The 16,331-nt window shown below is 69.0% G+C and carries 14 protein-coding genes and 2 pseudogenes; 7 read left to right on the top strand and 9 right to left on the bottom strand.

Features of this window, described 5'->3' with window-relative positions; genetic code table 11:
- Nucleotides 1–91 precede the first annotated feature (91 nt).
- The 5 genes from AB8O64_RS32465 to AB8O64_RS32445 form a co-directional block, all read right to left on the bottom strand.
- Nucleotides 92–652 carry a hypothetical protein gene (locus AB8O64_RS32465; protein WP_370423179.1) on the bottom strand — a complete coding sequence of 187 codons (561 nt, stop codon included), beginning with the start codon at nt 650–652 and terminating at the stop codon, nt 92–94.
- A gap of 164 nt (nt 653–816) precedes the next feature.
- Nucleotides 817–1,935, bottom strand: a complete 1,119-nt coding sequence (locus AB8O64_RS32460; RefSeq protein ID WP_370423178.1) for a hypothetical protein — start codon at nt 1,933–1,935, stop codon at nt 817–819.
- Nucleotides 1,936–2,410: 475 nt separating this feature from the next.
- Nucleotides 2,411–2,791 (bottom strand): DUF2267 domain-containing protein, encoded by a 381-nt coding sequence (locus tag AB8O64_RS32455; protein ID WP_370424042.1) that lies wholly within the window; start codon nt 2,789–2,791, stop codon nt 2,411–2,413.
- 127 nt (nt 2,792–2,918) lie between these two features.
- Nucleotides 2,919–3,314, bottom strand: coding sequence for a DUF2267 domain-containing protein (locus AB8O64_RS32450; protein ID WP_370423176.1), 396 nt, complete (start codon nt 3,312–3,314; stop codon nt 2,919–2,921).
- A 101-nt stretch (nt 3,315–3,415) separates the two neighbouring features.
- Complete coding sequence (locus AB8O64_RS32445) at nt 3,416–3,847, bottom strand: Hsp20/alpha crystallin family protein (protein ID WP_365370470.1); 432 nt, start codon at nt 3,845–3,847, stop codon at nt 3,416–3,418.
- A gap of 127 nt (nt 3,848–3,974) precedes the next feature.
- Between AB8O64_RS32445 and AB8O64_RS32440 the strand changes: the two genes are divergently transcribed.
- The gene (locus AB8O64_RS32440; protein ID WP_370423175.1) at nt 3,975–4,631 is read left to right on the top strand and encodes a type III effector protein; all 657 of its coding nucleotides are present in this window, start codon (nt 3,975–3,977) and stop codon (nt 4,629–4,631) included.
- A gap of 688 nt (nt 4,632–5,319) precedes the next feature.
- Here AB8O64_RS32440 and AB8O64_RS32435 read toward each other — a convergent pair.
- Nucleotides 5,320–7,893: a helix-turn-helix domain-containing protein gene (locus tag AB8O64_RS32435; protein ID WP_370423173.1), complete on the bottom strand. Its 2,574-nt coding sequence runs from the start codon at nt 7,891–7,893 to the stop codon at nt 5,320–5,322.
- A gap of 124 nt (nt 7,894–8,017) precedes the next feature.
- On the opposite strand from AB8O64_RS32435, the gene AB8O64_RS32430 reads away from it, so the two are divergent.
- The 5 genes and pseudogenes from AB8O64_RS32430 (at nt 8,018) to AB8O64_RS32410 (ending at nt 11,576) form a co-directional block, all read left to right on the top strand.
- The gene (locus AB8O64_RS32430; RefSeq protein WP_370423171.1) at nt 8,018–8,227 is read left to right on the top strand and encodes a hypothetical protein; all 210 of its coding nucleotides are present in this window, start codon (nt 8,018–8,020) and stop codon (nt 8,225–8,227) included.
- A 163-nt stretch (nt 8,228–8,390) separates the two neighbouring features.
- Entirely contained in the window at nt 8,391–9,227 is an 837-nt protein-coding gene (locus AB8O64_RS32425; protein ID WP_370423170.1) for a hypothetical protein, read from the top strand.
- Complete coding sequence (locus tag AB8O64_RS32420) at nt 9,224–9,745, top strand: restriction endonuclease (protein ID WP_370423169.1); 522 nt, start codon at nt 9,224–9,226, stop codon at nt 9,743–9,745. The genes AB8O64_RS32425 and AB8O64_RS32420 overlap by 4 nt, the downstream gene beginning before the upstream one ends.
- A pseudogene (locus AB8O64_RS32415) lies at nt 9,694–10,995 on the top strand (ATP-binding protein); the annotation flags it as partial. The gene AB8O64_RS32420 and the pseudogene AB8O64_RS32415, both read left to right, overlap by 52 nt.
- Before the next feature lie 14 nt (nt 10,996–11,009).
- On the top strand, nt 11,010–11,576 hold the full coding sequence (locus tag AB8O64_RS32410; protein WP_370423167.1) for a hypothetical protein: 567 nt from the start codon (nt 11,010–11,012) through the stop codon (nt 11,574–11,576).
- A 136-nt stretch (nt 11,577–11,712) separates the two neighbouring features.
- Here AB8O64_RS32410 and AB8O64_RS32405 read toward each other — a convergent pair whose 3' ends face one another.
- Together AB8O64_RS32405 and AB8O64_RS32400 are read right to left on the bottom strand one after the other, a co-directional pair.
- Nucleotides 11,713–12,045 carry a hypothetical protein gene (locus AB8O64_RS32405; RefSeq protein ID WP_370423165.1) on the bottom strand — a complete coding sequence of 111 codons (333 nt, stop codon included), beginning with the start codon at nt 12,043–12,045 and terminating at the stop codon, nt 11,713–11,715.
- A gap of 636 nt (nt 12,046–12,681) precedes the next feature.
- A pseudogene (locus AB8O64_RS32400) lies at nt 12,682–13,171 on the bottom strand (transporter); the annotation flags it as partial.
- 369 nt (nt 13,172–13,540) lie between these two features.
- On the opposite strand from AB8O64_RS32400, the gene dhaK reads away from it, so the two are divergent.
- Nucleotides 13,541–14,533 (top strand): dihydroxyacetone kinase subunit DhaK, encoded by a 993-nt coding sequence (gene dhaK, locus AB8O64_RS32395; RefSeq protein WP_370423163.1) that lies wholly within the window; start codon nt 13,541–13,543, stop codon nt 14,531–14,533.
- Between the two features lie 35 nt (nt 14,534–14,568).
- On the opposite strand, the gene AB8O64_RS32390 is transcribed toward dhaK, so the two are convergent.
- Nucleotides 14,569–16,302, bottom strand: coding sequence for an ABC-ATPase domain-containing protein (locus AB8O64_RS32390; RefSeq protein WP_370423161.1), 1,734 nt, complete (start codon nt 16,300–16,302; stop codon nt 14,569–14,571).
- Nucleotides 16,303–16,331: the final 29 nt, after the last annotated feature.

The following is a 16,331-nucleotide window of genomic DNA, read 5'->3' as shown; positions in this document are numbered from 1 at the left end:
GGTGAGGCCGCTGAGCAGGGCCGCTGACGGGCCGCCTGGAACGGCCGCGCCGTCAGCGGCACCGCCGCCGCGCTTCAGCGGGGCGTACGGACTACAGGAGGGCGTACGAACTGGCCCGGTCGTTCATCGCGTCCCCCACATAGGGTGTGGAGTCGCGGTATTCCTGGTGGGTGCCGGTCTGGTGGGGGTCGGCCCAGAGCTCGATCCAGCAGGCGACGGGGACGACCGAGCTGAAGGTGTCCGCCCAGTCGGTGAACTCGCCCACGTAGTCGCGGCCGTTGCCGCTCTGGCAGGCGTTGCCGTTGAGAATGATCGACTTACCGCCGAAGTTCCAGTGCTCGTAGAGGATGGCGAGCTCGGTGGCCGGCTTCCCGCTCGCGGCGGAGGACACCCGCAGTCGGTCGACCAGCTTCCGGTCCCGCGCGGCGTCCTTGCCGGACAGGGGGGCGTCGGTGACCCGTCCCTCCGTGGAGACGGCGACGGCCTCGCGGAACGTACCGAAGCACCGGGTGGTGTTCGTATCGACGTCGACCAGGCAGGTCTCCGCCTTGGTCACAGGCTTCGGCTGGGCCTGGGCGGTGGCGCTCCCGGCGGCCAGGACCATCAGACCGGCCCCGGCGGTGATGGCTATGCGTGTCACACGTGATCTCATGGGTATCTCCCCAATCGTGGACGTTCTGCCAACACCGGGATCCTCTCCGCAGCGCCAGGTATATACCAAGGGCATTCCCAGCCAGTTGAACGCACTACCGCTTCACGGGTCATGCCCGGCCATGCGCGCGGCGGCACGTATGCTCCTGCGACCTCCGAGCACCGTCAGCGCTTGGGATAGACCCTGAGAACAGGGTGCCGGGCCGGGTCGGCTGCGGGGTCCTTCTCGTTCTGCGGAGCCGTCTCGTAGAGAGCCACGTCGCCTGTCACCCGGGTGGGAAGGGTGGCGCCGCCGAGTTCGGCGTGCGCACCGGTCGCGAGGTCGACGGAGACGGAGACACCGGTTCCCGGCGTCCGGGCCGTGCCGTACGCAGTGCCGGCGTTGTCCACTCCCATGAAATCCACGCGGGTCCGGTCACGGGTCCCGCCGAAGCAGTAGCCCTTCTTGGCCTGGAGGTCGAATGCCACGTACCCGGTCACGAGATAGCGCCCGTTGTCGCTGAGCACGGCTCTGCTCTCCGAGCTGATCGCCCCTCCCTCGGTCAGGCCTTCGCACGCCAGGGCGTAGACCGGCTTCCCCGTCCGCTCCTCGTGCAGCGCCCACACGAAGTTCATGGGCAGCCCGAGCGACGAGGACTCTTCCTTCTTGGACGGCCAGGAAGCCGCGACATAGCCCCCGCGCACACCGTGCGACGTTCCGTGGTTGGGGACGTCCTCCTTCTGCGCGCCCGTCGGCAGCACGTCCTGGCTCGGCCAGGCGTCATCCATCCTGAAGTACTGATTCACCTTCAGCAGGTATTCCCGGCTGCCGCGGTCCAGGCGCGAGCTGACCGCACCGGTCGTGACGTCGACGATCCTGGCCCCTGTGCCGTCCGCGAACGCCAGCGTGCCGGCGGTGTCGTGCGGGGTGGCGGTGCCGGACCCGGGGACCTTGACCTCGCGCACCGGAGCCACGCCCCTACCGGCGGAGTCGGCGGCGAAGATCGCGGCGATGGCGGTGGCCACGCCGCGGTCGACCGCGTCCACGCCTTCCCGGACCGGCGCGACGAGCGCCGCGAAGTCCTTCCCGTTCTTGCTGGTGACCACGAGTTGCACGTCGTCGGCACGGAACTCGGCGGTCCGCCCGCTGGGCTTCCACGGCGCGCTCGACCAGCGAACGGCGCCGGTCCTGGCCTCCCGCGCTTCCACACCGAAGGCCTTGCCGCCTTCGTGGGCCCTCAGGAACAGCACCAGACCGGAGTGCGGGGCGACGGCCGGCCGGGTCAACCGCTCCGACTGCATCACGGCCCACCCCTTGCCACCGTCGAACGCCGGGGGAACCTTCTCCGGCGCCGCCCGGGGCGCAGCGGGAGCCGAGGACGACGGCCCGCTTCCCTTGGGCCTGTCCGTACCGTCCCCCGTCGCCCCGCAGGCCCCCGAAGCCCACACGACAGTTGCCGTCAATACAACAGCCAGCGTTTTCTTCATAGCTCTGTCCACGCCTCCCCGGAAAACCTCATGTCCATGGAAACTATCGGCAACTCGACCGCCACACAGGGGACTTCGGAAACGGGCGGGTGGGAAGGCCCTGAGTCCGGTTCATGACGAGACGTCGAAGGACGTGCCGAAATCTGCGGGGGCATGCGCGGGTTCCTGCGGTGCGGGTGCAGGCCTGACCGGTCGCTGCGAAAGGGCCGGGGCGGGAAGCCCGCCCCGGCCGTCGACGGCGCGGAATTTGCCACTCACGAGGCGGCTGCCCCGCATCGGTCGATACGCCCCGTTATGCGGCTGGGGTGAGTTCGGCGCGGCCGAACAGCAAGGCGTAGCCGGTGGGGAGCTGGTGCAGGATACGGGTGGTGAGGTCGGCGCCGGCGTACGCGGCGACGGCCGCGAACACGGCTCCGGTGTCCCAGCGGGTGGTGGCCAGGGAGGCGCCCGAGCGTGCGGCGAGGTCCTTGACGAAGGCCCAGCCGGTCAGGGGCTGTGTATCGGGGACCTGCGTGGTGAGGACGCGGGCGGCCTCGAAGGGCAGCCGGGCGGCCAGGTCGACGCGCTCGTCGCCGGTCAGCTGACGTCCGAGGCCCGACAGGACCAGGCGGACGGCTTCCTCGGCTCTCTCCCGGGTGGGGTAGGCGCCTTCGTAGCGGACCTTCTCCAGCATCTGCTCGTACGCCGCCCCATAGGGGTGCGGCTGGTGCGGTGCGAGCCGGTCGGAGATCACGGGGGTGGTTGCCTTTCTTGCTGTGCCGGTGTGCGGATGCGCGCACACCGGGCGGGTTGACGGGTAATCAGGTGGGCTGGGGGCGCCCGAAGAGGAGGTCGTAGCCGGCGGGGAGCTGGAGCAGGATCCGCCCCAGCAGGTCGTCGCCGACGGCGTCGGCGACGGTGGACAGCACAGCGCTGACGTCCCAGGCCGCGGTCCGCTCGGTGGCGCCCTCGATCCAGGCGGCGGTCGCCCGGACGAACCGTTCCGGGGGCAGCGGTTCGGCGCTCTGCAGCGGGTTGAGCAGGATCAGGGCGAAGCCCTCCGGCAGTCGCGCCGCGAGCTGGGTGCGGACTTCGCCGACCAGGTGCGCGCCGAGCAGGGCGAGCACCACACGGGCCGCGCGCTCCGCTTCCTCCGTAGTGCCGTATTCGCCGCGTTCCTGTACGTGGTCGAGGAACGCTTCGTGTCGCAGTGTCATCGTGCCGCCGCCCCTTCTTCTTCGGACTGCCGAGGGGGTGCGGAGGGCGGGGTCGGGGGGGGGAGATCGGGTGCCCGTCCTCCGCGTCGGTCCGGCCGGTGTCAGCCGGAGATCTCCTTGCGGCCGGAGCCGACGCCGATGGAGATCTTGCGGGGCTTGGCGCGCTCGGCGATCGGGATACGCAGGGTGAGCACGCCCGCGTCGTAGTCGGCCTTGATGTGCTCGGTGTCGAGGGTGTCGGCGAGCACGATCTGGCGGGAGAAGACGCCCAGCGGCCGCTCGGACAGCTCCATCTGCACGTCGTCGGCCTTCGTCACCGGCCGGCGCTCGGCGTTGACGGTGAGCATGTTCCGCTCGACGTCGATGTCGATCGCGTCCGCGGTGACACCGGGAAGGTCGAAGGCCACCACGTACTCGTCGCCCTCGCGGTAGGCGTCCATCGGCATCGCCGAGGGCCTCGACCAGGTACCCGGGCCCATCAGCTGCTGCGCCAGCCGGTCCAGCTCACGGAAGGGGTCAGTGCGCATCAACATCGTGAAAGCACCTCCAGCAGGTTCAGGCAGTTGCTGCCAATGCGCTCACTGACACCGTTGTAACATGTCATCCAACGGATGACAATCAAGATGTCGTCGAAGTGATGACAATCTGAGGGAGGTGTCCGTGCCCGCAGCCGACCAGCCGTCCACGACCAGCACGAATGCCCACAGTCCGGCGTCGTTCCTCGCCGCCGAGGCCGCTCTGAACGCCATAGACGACGCCTTGCGCGACGCCCGTCGGGACGCTCCGGACATGCCCGACGGCCCCGGTCCCGGGCCGGAGCAGGCGCTGGCCTCCCTGTTGCTGTTGCGGCAGGTGCGCGAGCAGCTCGCCGGATGGGAGACCGGCCTGATCGAAACCGCCCGCGACGCGGGTGCCAGCTGGGCCGACCTCGCCCATACCCTCGGCGTCGCCAGCCGCCAGGCAGCCGAGCGCCGCTATCTGCGCGGCCGCCCCGGCCCCGCCGGGACCACCGGCGAGCAGCGTGTGACGGCCACCCGCCAGGCCCGGGCCGCCGAACGCACCACCGCCGCCTGGGCCCGCGCCAACGCCGCCGACCTTCGTCGTATCGCAGGCCAGATCACCGCCCTCACCGACCTGCCCGCCGCCGCCGGCCGCCCGCTCAGCAAGCTCCACACGGCCCTCGCCCACGACGACCCCGCCGACCTCATCGCCCCCCTGGCCGCCACCCGCCCCTACCTGGCCGCCCACCCCGACCTCGCCGCCCGGCTCGACACCCTCACACCCCCTGAACCGGTCTCGCGGGGCTGCGCGTCGTGAGCGGGTGACGGAAGCGGAGACCAACAGCCGACGACCTTGGTCGGAGCAGGGCCCAACAACTGGCCACGGCTCACCCGGAGCGGCCTCCCCCGGCACGGGCCTCGGCACCCTTCCCGAGACCGCAGACAGCCCGCAACGATCAATTGACGATCCATCAGGGACGTCGGAGACCGCCGAGACCCATTACCCCTGAAACCACCGCTGACCTGCTGAAACGCAGGTCAGCGGTTCGCTCGCCCCACACCCCTGGAGACCCACATGAAAATGCTCATCAACGTCGCGGAACTCGACATTCTCTCAGGTCAGACGGTCAATGGGAGTCGGCAGGTCAGCAAAAGGTCAGCAAGGACCCGCGGTGGCAGCCACTAATCGGTCCCGCTACAACAACTTCGCCGGGGCCAGGCATAACTCACCGTAACCGCCGACCCGTGCGGCAGGAGGCCCACGACCTGCACCCTGGCCGGGGAAGTCCCAAGGTCGGCCGCCCTCTCCCCCAGAGCCCGGCGGTTGTCAGTGGGCTGTGGTGTGCTTGGCTGCCCAGCACAACTCCGTCAACTCATCTTCCGCGAGCCGCGGCGAAGTGCACGCCAACCAGCCCGAGACCTACTCGGCGCGCATCTGGGCGGACTGACTGTGCGGCGAGCACGCCCCGGAGCGCTGGCACGAAATCCCGGCAGGCCGAGCTTGCTCACCAGGGCATCGTTGGTGTCCCATCTGGGTCGAGTCCGTACGGCCACCACGTGGTCATGTTGTCGATGAGCCATGGCTCTGCGTTCTTACGGAGCCCTGGCTCCACGCCATCAGAGAAGAAGGCATCGGCGAAGGCGCCGGCGTCAGCGGCTTGCCGGGTAAGGGACTGAGCTTCCGCAACTTCTCCAGCGCGGTATCGCAAGTGAGCCAGCAGTATGTAGGAACTGGCATTTCCGAGTTGCATGATCTGCTGAACGAGAGCCTCTATCGAGTCTTCGTCCCCTGTCCGGAGCAGTACGTCGGCCAACTCCACTAGGGCGTCGCTGGCGCCTGCGCTGATGGCGTACCAGAGGAGTTTCTTGGATTTCTCGTATTCGCCGCCCTTGCTGTACCAGAGGGCGAGGTCAACCAAGGTGTCAGGTTCGCCGAGGTCGGCAGCTCGTCGAGCAAAAGCTTCCGCTCCAGGCAGGTCTCCGGACTTCGCACGCAAGTGCGCGAGAAATATCGAAGCGTCACTGTCTCCCGAGACTTCTGCGGCCTGCCGTGCGTGGTGTTCGGCTACTTCTGAGTCCTCATCGAGCCATTGGTTTCGAGCAGCCATTAGCGGCGCGCCATCTACGGTAAATTCAATGCGAATTTCGGTAGGCGCCCCATCTTCGCCGGACTTCGCCACTTCCCGCCATTGCGGTGCGACCCAGATATAGCCCATGTAAGGGGCTAACCTTTTACTGCACCTGAGCGTTTTGAGTTCATCCCCTTTTGTACGCAGAAACATACTGGGAAGAAGATCTTGAGGAGAGCCGGTGGCATCGACTACCCGACGGGTTAGGCTTTCGGTGCCATGCGTATCGTCGGCATCTCTACGCAATGCGAGGAGTCGCACGAGGGCGCCGACGTGGCCAGCATCCGCCGCTTTATTCAAGTAGTGTTCAGCCCTGTCTCGCTTGCCAGCGTTTTCTCGACGCGCCGCGAGCCACAGCAGCGCCCAGACGCTGCCGGCGTCGGCTTCGCGGTGAACAAGTGCATCGACTCCTGCGGAATCTCCAGCAGTTTCACGCATTCGTACGACACATGTCTGGGTGCCGCCGCCGGTAGGCCCACAGACGCCGGAGGCACGGTGGAGATAGAAGGCCCAGTAGAGTCGGTAGCGATGCAGTGCCTCCTGCGCGATCTGCACAAGGTCATCGGAGTCCGTGATGTGGTCGTGAGCGGACTGCCAGAAGGAAGTCGGAGGGCACAACAACATACGCTCGTGACGGCCGTACTGCTCGAGATAATCCGCTAGCCGGTACACCGGACCGCGCTTCTGGTTCGCGAAAACCGGGGACGCTACGCCTGGGGCTTGACGTGGGTGTCGGGTGCGGATCCGGCGCAGTGGGGCAAGGTTGCCGTGGACAGGGCGGGCGAGGTCAGCGAGCGCTTCTTCGAACCAGTCATCGGGCAGCGCGTCATATTCGATGTCAGTGAGATAGTCCTCGGCTGCCTCCTGCAGGAATGCGAGCGGGAGACGGACGCCGGCGCCAAGACGGCGGGCGTCCATGGCGGCCTGCAGCACAGCCCGGGCCGCAGGTTGGGCAGTGTGGTAGCGATGGAGGAGTTCAGGTCCTCCCGCCAGATCTTGCGCCAGGTTCCCGTCCGGGGTGCGCTCAAGAGCGGCTGCGAGCTGTTGGTCGCCGGCATCAGCCAGAGCCTGTGCTGCGGCAATGGCGGCAGCGTCGAACTTGTTCGGGACGTTGATCCGGCGATTGGCGATCAGGGCCCTCACCTGGGCGTGCGGGTCCGCCTGTCCTGGATGTGGGACGGCCATGTACCTATCGGCGTGTTCGGGCCACAAGGTGCCAAGAACCAGGACTGGTCCCCGACTCGGGTCAGACAAGAGGGTGGCAAGTGCTGCAGACAGGCGTTCGCCGAATCCATGACCTGCACCTAGGTAGTGCTGGGCCTCATTCAGCCACACCACAGTCCTAGGACCAAGCTGATCGATGTCGGCCAGAACGGCCTCGAGCCGGGTGAGATCGAAAGGACGCCACAACCACCATCCGTTAGCTGCCAGCGGCTGGATCGCTTCCCAGCAAGCGCGCGTTTTGCCCGTCGACGACGAGCCGATCAGAACCGCCATTTGGCTGGTCCCATTGGCGGCTGCAGCTACGCACCTGGCCAGGTCCTCATCGTGCGGTCGGTGTACATAGCCGGGCAGACCGGAGGGGCTGTATGTCCCCGCCGGAGCCACGGACGGCGCGGGCGCGGCAGGATGAACTTCCAGGTCGAGGGGATCCCAGTCGCTGATCGGCCGACCGCGCACGGCTTCTCCTGCCAAGTCCTGGACCGGCGGTATGCGCACCGCGGCTTCGCGCAGGGCCAGCAGGGGGCCCACATCCGCCCCCAGGGCCTTCGCCAAGGCCACCAGCGTGGCCTCGGAGGGCACCACTTGACCGTTCAGCGCCTGGCTGACCGTTGTCCGCCCCAGCCCGGTTCGCTGCTGCAACCCGCCCATCTGCAGACCCCGCTGCGCCCTGAGGGTGCGCAGCCGCAGCGCGAGTTCCGCCAACGGACCGTCGTGCACGTCCCTCATGTCCTGCTTCTCCGTCTCTCGCCGCGACCGTCTTCGTTCATCATTGTTCGCCCTGAACCCCGGCGAACAGCAGAATCGCGAAATTCCCCGGAGACACCGTCATCGATCCTCCTGGGAAGAAGGCATGAACACCTCATCCATCCACCTGATGTTCCTGGTCCTGCTCCTGGCAGTCGTCGCGCTCTTCTGCACCCTCGTAGGAGCTGCGGCCGGTCTGCTTGCTCGCATCGACGGAGCCACCTACGCCAGCGCGCTGCTACGAGGTGCCGTGGCCTTCGCGGGCAGTGCCACCCTCTCCCTGGCACTGCTGACCTTTGTCCTCGCAGCACTGTGAACGACGGATGCGTTGCTGCACTTCGATAGGCGCGCATGACGTCCGGGACGGCGGCACCGTCGGTTGTGGATGCTGGGGATGCCGGTCAGTGCGAGGGTGCCGCCGCTCAGTAGCTGGCTATCCGTGGTGTCGCGCCATAATGCTGGTGGCACAAGGGGGGCCTATGGATGCGTCGTTTTCCAACCAGTTTGACGTGCAGGCAGTCCTGGAGGGCGGGACGCGTCCCGTCCAGTTCGGGACGAACGTGCTGGCAGGTCTCGTCGAGGGGATCGACGGCTTCCGCCGTGATCTGGAGCAGCAGTGGCGGTCGCGAAGTCTGGGACCTGCGATGCTTGGGGCCTTTTTGTGGGTGGATGACGCGGAGCTACTGCAGCGCATCGCCGAGTTTCCCTCCGCGTGCGTGGTGGTGAGCAAGCAGTCGCGAAGCAAGTACCACGCAGAGCGGTTGCGGAAGGTCGCCGAGTCGGTGAAAGATGCCGCTGGCTTCCCAGCCGAGGCTTTCCCCGAGCTGGAAGAGCTGCGGTTCCATCAGGGCGGCAAGGCGCCAGTGCTCGGCCCTGGCTCGCCACAGGAACACGTCCGGCTGCCAGCGCTGCGCGCTCTGGGCTACCGCAAGGCCGGAAACCATCTCGTCCCGATTCTCCACACCAAGATGCTGCTGCTGGGTGAACTGTGGTGGCACGACGAGGACGCCCTGGGGGGCGTGGCAGATGTCACCGGCTTCAGGCCACATCGGCTGTGGCTGGGCAGTGCCAACGGCACGGGGAGCTCCCGACGCAGCCTGGAGTTCGGACTGTGGCTAGATGATCCCAGCCTGCTGAAGGCTGCGCAACGGTTCCTGGTCGAGGTATTGGCCCAGTCCGAGGATCTGGATCCCGACAGTGACGACCTGACGCCTGACCTGGTGGTGCCGGACTACGACGATGAGGCTATGTGGGAAGCCATGGCCGCGCTTGCCGACTATGACGCCGACGAGCACGACAGCGAGGACGACGCGTGAGCAGCGCAGGCGAGGTCGTGGCTGTCGGCTCGCCGCGGTTTACCCTGCACACTTTGGGCTGGCGGGCCTTCCAGGACCTGTGCGCGGCTGTCCTGCGGGAGGTATGGGGGCAGTCGGTGCAGGCGTTCGCCGATTCCAACGACGGGGGCCGGGACGGTGCGTTCTACGGCATCTGGCAGCCGCCAACCGACCCCAGTGGCGTGCGAGACATTGCACCAGGGCCGTTCGTGCTGCAGTGCAAGCACACCAAGAAGGCTGACGCCACGCTCGCTCCGTCCGAGCTGGAAGACGAATTCGCCAAGGCCAGCGCCCTGGTGAAGCGGGGGGTGTGCGGGACGTACGTGTTGCTGACCAACGCACGGGTCACCGGCACCTCGGAGGAGGAGATCCGCCGTCGGCTGCACGCATCCGGTGTCGCGCATCCGCTGGTCCTGGACGGTCAGTGGCTGAGCGCCATGATCGCCACGCACCGTCCTCCGCCCGCGGCGGGAAGCTCGCCCTGCCCGCCCACCGCATGACCACCGCCACCGTCGCCGACGCCTACCCCTTCCTCGCCGAAGGCGACCTCGGCGCCGAAGGCACCTACATCGGCCGCGACGTCCACGCCGAAGCAAGTTTCACGTTCGACCCGTTCGCCCTGTACGGCAAGCTCGACGGCTTCACCAACCCCAACGTCCTGCTCGCCGGCGTCATCGGCATGGGCAAGTCGGCACTGGCCAAGAGCTTCGCGCTGCGCAGCGTGGCCTTCAACTACCGGATCTACGTCCCCTGTGACCCCAAGGGCGAATGAACGTCTGTGGCCGCCGCGTTGGGCGGCACGACCATCGCGCTCGGCCCCGGGCTGCCCGGGAAGCTGAACCCGCTGGACGCGCCGCCGCGGCCGGACGGTGTCTCCGCGGAGGACTGGTCCGGCGAGGTCCGCAAGCGCCGGCTGATGCTGCTCGGCTCCCTGGCCCGCACCGTCCTCGGGCGGGACCTGCTGCCGATGGAGCACACCGCGCTCGACGTCGCCCTCGACTGCGTGGTCACCCACGCCGCCCAGACCGGCCGGACCCCGCTGCTCGGCGACGTCGCCGCCACCCTCAACAACTCCTCGCTGCTCGACATCGCCGGCGGCGAACTCTCCGGCCGCCTCGGCGACGCCGCCCGAGACCTCGCCCACGCCATGCGCCGCCTCGTCCACGGCGACCTGGCCGGGATGTTCGACGCCCCCTCCACCATGGTCTTCGACCCACGCAGCCCGATGCTCACCATCGACCTCTCCCGCCTCGGTGGCTCTGGCGACGACACCGGCCTCGTCCTCGCCATGACCTGCGCCTCCGCCTGGATGGAGAGCGCGCTCGCCGACCCCAACGGCGGCAGGCGCTGGGTCGTTTACGACGAGGCGTGGCGGCTGATGCGGCACGCGGGCCTGCTGGAGCGCATGCAGTCTCAGTGGAAGCTCTCCCGAGGTCTGGGCATCGCGAACCTCATGGTCATCCACCGCCTGAGTGATTTGCTCACCGCTGGCGACGCGGGCTCGCGCGGACGCGCGCTCGCCGAGGGCCTGCTCGCCGACTGCTCGACCCGCATTGTCTACCGGCAGGAAGCCGACCAGGTCCTGGCCGCCGCCGGACTGCTGGGCCTGACCTCCGTCGAAGCCCAGGCCATCGCCCACCTCAACCGCGGACGTGGCCTGTGGAAGGTGGCGGGCAGGTCGTTCATCGTCCAGCACCTCCTCCATCCCCAGGAGCTGGAGCTGTTCGACACCGACTCTCGTATGCACTGACACCGGAGCCCCGTGTGCCGATCTACATCCGCCACCCCGACAACCTGCGCACCGTCGCCCGCGAGATCCGCGAGCTGACCAGCGGCCTCGACGTCCCCGAGCACTGCACCGAGGAGATGGTGGCCTACACCGCCGGTGCCCGGCTCAAGGCGCTGAGCCGCATGGCGGAGGAGATCTCCAACGTCATGCTCTACCGGCTCACTGGCCCCATCTCCACCGACCAGGCGGAACTCCGCGGCAACAGCGCCCTCGCGACTGCCGCAGCAGGAACAGCACAGGCCATGGGCTACCTGACCGCGGCCCTCCACCAGGTCGCCTTTCTCAACGAACACGCCCACCGGCCGCCGTTCCCGGATCTCGCCGACGCCCGCGACGCCGCCTGGAACGTCATCCACGACCGCATCGATGACGCCCGCGCCGCTCTGCACGACACCGCCGACCAGTTGGACGCCGACGCACGCCGTCTCACCCAGCCACCACAGCGGGCCGCCCGGCGCAGCGCCGTACCGGCCCCACAGGTCCAGCGCTCGCCCGCGCCGGCATCCATTTCCACGGTCTCCCGGCACCGACCGGCCCCGTGACCCTCGCCCGCCCGCCTGCCCGCACCGGAAAGATCTCTCCTCTCTTGTTTCAACGAGCTGACCTGTCCGCGTTCGCTACCGCGCTCGCCGAGCGCCTGCCCGGCGCCTGGAGCAGCAGGTACCACGCGCACGCCGCCTATCGCGACCAGTTCCCCATCGCCGAAGAGCGCTGCCCCGCTACGAGGAAGCCCTCGTCCACGTCCGCCGCAGGGCTGCCGAAGAGCAGGCCGCCTCTGCGCGCCGTGCGACGCGGGTTGCCTTTGCCTGGCAGACCGACGGCAAGCTGACTGCGGCCACGGAGCATCCCGGTGCTGCCGAGCATCTGGAGCGCGCCGGCTTCCAGCAAGATCTCCACGCCCCCGGAGTCTTCGCGCTGCCGGTCACGCTGTCTGCCGCCGAGCGGGACGAGCGGCTGCGGACCGTGGCTCTGCAGCTCGGAGCCCTCGGCGCCGACGTCTCCATCGGCCATGCCCCCGCGCCCCTGGTGCAGCCGACTGCGACCGTTCCCGCCTCGGTCTCCCTGACCGAGCTGGCGCACCGGGCCGCTGCGGCCTCCGACCTCCACGAGGTGGCCGCGGTTCTCGATCAGACGCTCGATCCGACGACCGGAGCACTGCCGGACCTGGAGGGCGTCGTCCGCCAGGCCGCCGCCCGTGCCGCCGACACCGGGCCACCTGCGCTACGCGATGAGTTCGCCGCCTCCTTCAACGCCATCACCACCCGTCTGCAGCGCCTCACCCCGTCGGCCATCACCGGTAACGCGAGCGCGGACGTGGCGGCGTGGAAGGAACTGACCGGCGACAAGGACCAACCCCTGTACAACCGGGCACTGAGACAATTGATGCCGCCAGGCCGGGCGCTCCACATGGTGATAGCGGCAGCAGCCCTGGGGAAGGAGCTGTACGCGACGCTGGATACGCGAACGGGCGGACGGGGCGGCTCTGGTCACTGCGCAAACGCCTCGATCAGGCAGGCGCTGCAATACGTGTGCGACGAGGTTTTCACGGGCATGGCGGCAGAAGTGGGCCAGGAAGCGATGCGGTCGGCGGCGGAGGCGTTCGGCTTCAACGAGAAGTATCCGCTGGTGCCGGTACGGGCCGACGCAGACTGTCTCCAGGCCGAAGTGGTCCTCGCCGAAGAAGCGGTAGCGGACCAGATCAATACTGCGCCGGTGCTCGCGGATGGCGTGCACGTCGTAGCGGGTGAAGTTGCCTGCGACGCAGATCAGCCTGGGTGCGCTCCAGAGCACCTGGGCCGCGGCCGCGGCCCCCGGCCGGTCGCGGACCAAGTGCCCGAACTCCGCCTTGTGGTCCACGAGCCACGAAAGGTAGAAGAGCCCCTGGTTGATTACGCCTGCGTCGGTCGCACGCTTGAACTCGATGACCATTGGGGCGCCGTTCTCGTCGATGCCCAGGGTGTCGATCCAGCCCCCATGGACGGGGCCTGTGCTGTACTCGCTCGCCAGGAAACCGTACGCCGAGCATCACCTCGAGGTTCGCCTCGACGAGGTCCTGCACATCCGTCTCGGCCTCAGCAAGACGCGACGTGACTGCTACCACGCCACCTTTCGTGTGGAACAGCTTCAGCGCCGACACCTTCCCCTCCTCGGTCGCACGAGCTCAACGTCAACAGGAGGGAGTCCTGTTTCCGCCGGCTAGGTCGCAGGGCTGCGTCATCTCGTGAAGTGTCGGCGATGCGTGAATCCGCCATCCCCAAGCGTTGACCCGCGCAGCCATCACCTTCGCAGCGCCCCTCCCCTTGGCCGCCACACTCACCACAGCAGTCGAGACTGCCTTCGCCTGATGGGGCTCGGCTCTCGAGACACCGGAGTTCCTCGACGCACCAGTCTCAGTACGCTAGGACCATCACGCTGAGTAGCCCACGATTCAGCTGATTGGGCGTCAGTCAAAAATGCAGGTCAGCGACCTCAGCGACCTCACCGCCTGTTACTGGAGGAGACCCACATGAAAATGCTCATCAACGTGGCGGAGACCGTCGTCGCCGATGCCCTGCGCGGCATGGCCGCGGCCCATCCCGAGCTGGCGGTCGATGTGGAACGGCGGGTCGTCGTCCGGCGTGACGCGCCCGTCGCGGGCAAGGTGGCGTTGGTGTCCGGTGGCGGATCGGGGCATGAGCCGTTGCACGGGGGCTTCGTGGGGTACGGGATGCTCGACGCGGCGTGCCCCGGGGAGGTGTTCACCTCGCCCGTTCCGGATCAGATGGTGCGGGCGGCGGCGGCCGTGGACAGCGGCAAGGGCGTGCTGTTCATCGTGAAGAACTACACGGGCGACGTCCTCAACTTCAACATGGCCGCCGAGCTCGCCGAGGACGAGGGCATCCAGGTGGCGAGCGTGCTCGTCAATGACGACGTCGCGGTGACCGACAGTCTCTACACGGCGGGCCGACGCGGCACGGGCGCGACGGTCTTCGTGGAGAAGATCGCCGGGGCGGCGGCCGAGGAGGGCGCGCCCTTGGAGCGGGTGGAGGCGATCGCCCGCCGGGTGAACGAGTCGTCACGGAGCTTCGGTGTCGCCCTTGCTTCCTGTACGACGCCTGCCAAGGGCGGCCCCACTTTCGACCTTCCTGCCGGTGAGCTGGAGTTGGGGGTCGGTATCCATGGCGAGCCGGGGCGCGAGCGTCGGACGATGATGACGTCCGGCGAGATCGCGGACTTCGCCGTGGACGCGGTGCTGTCCGATCTGCGGCCGAGCGGTCCGGTGCTGGTGCTGGTCAACGGCATGGGCGCGACGCCGCTGCTGGAGCTGTACGGCTTCAACGCGGAGGTGCACCGGGTGCTGCACGAGCGGGGCGTGCCGGTCGCGCGGACGCTCGTCGGCAATTACGTCACCTCCCTCGACATGGCCGGGGCGTCGGTGACGCTGTGCCAGGTCGACGACGAGCTGCTGCGGCTGTGGGACGCGCCGGTCCAGACGGCCGGGCTCCGCTGGGGCCGCTGACCGGCAGGGCCGAATGCCCGCCCGGGATGCGTCGGTCAGCGGGTCACCGACAGCGTGCGCAGCCGGTTCAGCGCTGCCGCGACCTCGAAGCGGCGCGGCAGCGCGAAGTCCTCGTCCCGTACCTCCAGGAGGCACTCGGCGCCGTCCGCGAGGTCGTGGTCGAGCAGGTCGAGTGCCTCGGCGAGGGTGCGCCCGCCGCCGAGGTGGCCCCGGCGGACCATGGCCTCCAGCGCCAGTCCCACCCCGACGACATGGGGTGTGTCGGCCAGGTGCGCCACCGCGCGCAGGTCCACGGTCTCCTCCCCGAAGACGAGCCCGTCCCTCCCCCGGGCCTGGATTCTGGGCCGGCCGCGCACGGAGCTGTCGACGCCGGCGGGGTCGGGACGGCGGTGGACGGTACCGGGGTAGGTGTCGGCCTCCGCCCGGCGCCCGGTCGGTACCGCGGCGAGTTCCTTCGCGCGGGCCGTGACGTCGGACGGCCGGTAGGCGTCCATCATGACCACCCGGTCCGCCACCTCCATGTAGTCGCCGGAGCCGCCCATGACGAGCACTGTCGAGACCCCCTGGTCCCGGTGGAGGGAGCGGACCAGGTCCACGAACGGGGTGAGGGGCTCGCGGTCCTTGGCGACCAGGGCCTGCATGCGCGCGTCGCGGATCATCAGGTTGGTGGCGGCGGTGTCCTCGTCGATGAGCAGCACCTTGGCACCGGCCTCGACGGACTCGACGATCGCCGCGGCCTGGGAGGTGGAACCGGAGGCGTTGTCGGTACGGAAGTCCGCCGTGTCGTCCCCGCTCGGCAGGTGGTCGACGAAGGCATGGAGGTCCACCCCTTCGATCCGGCGGCCGTCCTCCGCGCGGACCTTGACGGTGTCGGAGCGGGAGACCACCCGTTCCCGGCCGTCGCCCGGGACGTCGTCCCAGATGCCGGTCTCCAGCGCGCGCAGCAGCGTCGATTTGCCGTGGAAGCCGCCTCCGACGATCAGTGTGACGCCCTCGGGCACGCCCATGCCGGTCACCCGGCCCGCGTGCGGGAGGTCGACGGCGACCCGGAGTTCCTCCGGGGAGCGGAAGGGGATCGCGGCCGGCCCGGTCAGTGGGCGGTCGTCCACGCCGCTGCGCCGGGGCAGGATCGCACCGTCGGCGACGAAGGCGACGAGCCCGAGCCGTGGCAGTGCCTCGCGGAGGGCGTGGGAGTCCTCGGCCGTGTCGGCGAAGCGGGTGAGCGCCTCGGCGTCGACCGCCGTGTACCGCAGGGCCCGGTCGACCAGCCGGGGCAGCCGTCGGCACAGGACGTGCTCGGCGGCGCGCGCGTCGATCCGGCGGCCGCGGCCGGGGAGCGGGACGTTCAGCCGGAGGACGACGGACCCGGGTTCGCCCATCAGTGCCGTCGGGCCGGGCGGCACCACCTGGCAGGAGCCGCGGTCGAGGATCTCCTGGCCGCCCGCGTCCACGGCGATCCCCTCGCCGGTCTCCTCGGCCGCCCGCCGGGCCAGGAAGCTCGCGAGGGCCCGGCGGCGTACGGGCGTCCGCCACAGGTCGGCGGGGAACCCGGCGACGGTCGCGGGGACGTGCAGGGCGACGCGCGCGGGAGGCGCGTACGGGTCGGCCTGGCCCCGGACGATCTCCAGGTCGAACCCGTCCATGGCCCAGCGGCCGACGAGGGACTTGTAGCGGCCGTACGACGCGCCGTCCAGCGCCCACAGGGCGTCGGCGAACCCGTCCCGGGTCCGGCGCGGCGCCGGCGGACGGCGGTCGGTGGAGCGCGGCATGGTGCGGTGTCCTTCCCGGTGGCGTCGAG

The organism is Streptomyces sp. QH1-20, assembly GCF_041283565.1.
GTDB classification, from domain to species: domain Bacteria; phylum Actinomycetota; class Actinomycetes; order Streptomycetales; family Streptomycetaceae; genus Streptomyces; species Streptomyces syringius.
The sequence above is the reverse complement of the archived record's forward strand: the minus strand, read 5'-3'. Positions and strand labels throughout refer to the sequence as shown.

Excerpts from the sequence above, each read along its gene's own strand:
- AB8O64_RS32465 (WP_370423179.1), bottom strand. The coding sequence starts at position 652 with ATGAGATCACGTGTGACACGCATAGCCATCACCGCCGGGGCCGGTCTG.
- AB8O64_RS32455 (WP_370424042.1), bottom strand. The coding sequence starts at position 2,791 with ATGCTGGAGAAGGTCCGCTACGAAGGCGCCTACCCCACCCGGGAGAGA.
- AB8O64_RS32450 (WP_370423176.1), bottom strand. The coding sequence starts at position 3,314 with ATGACACTGCGACACGAAGCGTTCCTCGACCACGTACAGGAACGCGGC.
- AB8O64_RS32445 (WP_365370470.1), bottom strand. The coding sequence starts at position 3,847 with ATGTTGATGCGCACTGACCCCTTCCGTGAGCTGGACCGGCTGGCGCAG.
- AB8O64_RS32435 (WP_370423173.1), bottom strand. The coding sequence starts at position 7,893 with ATGAGGGACGTGCACGACGGTCCGTTGGCGGAACTCGCGCTGCGGCTG.
- AB8O64_RS32430 (WP_370423171.1), top strand. The coding sequence starts at position 8,018 with ATGAACACCTCATCCATCCACCTGATGTTCCTGGTCCTGCTCCTGGCA.
- AB8O64_RS32425 (WP_370423170.1), top strand. The coding sequence starts at position 8,391 with ATGGATGCGTCGTTTTCCAACCAGTTTGACGTGCAGGCAGTCCTGGAG.
- AB8O64_RS32405 (WP_370423165.1), bottom strand. The coding sequence starts at position 12,045 with ATGGCCGATGGAGACGTCGGCGCCGAGGGCTCCGAGCTGCAGAGCCAC.
- dhaK (WP_370423163.1), top strand. The coding sequence starts at position 13,541 with ATGAAAATGCTCATCAACGTGGCGGAGACCGTCGTCGCCGATGCCCTG.
- AB8O64_RS32390 (WP_370423161.1), bottom strand. The coding sequence starts at position 16,302 with ATGCCGCGCTCCACCGACCGCCGTCCGCCGGCGCCGCGCCGGACCCGG.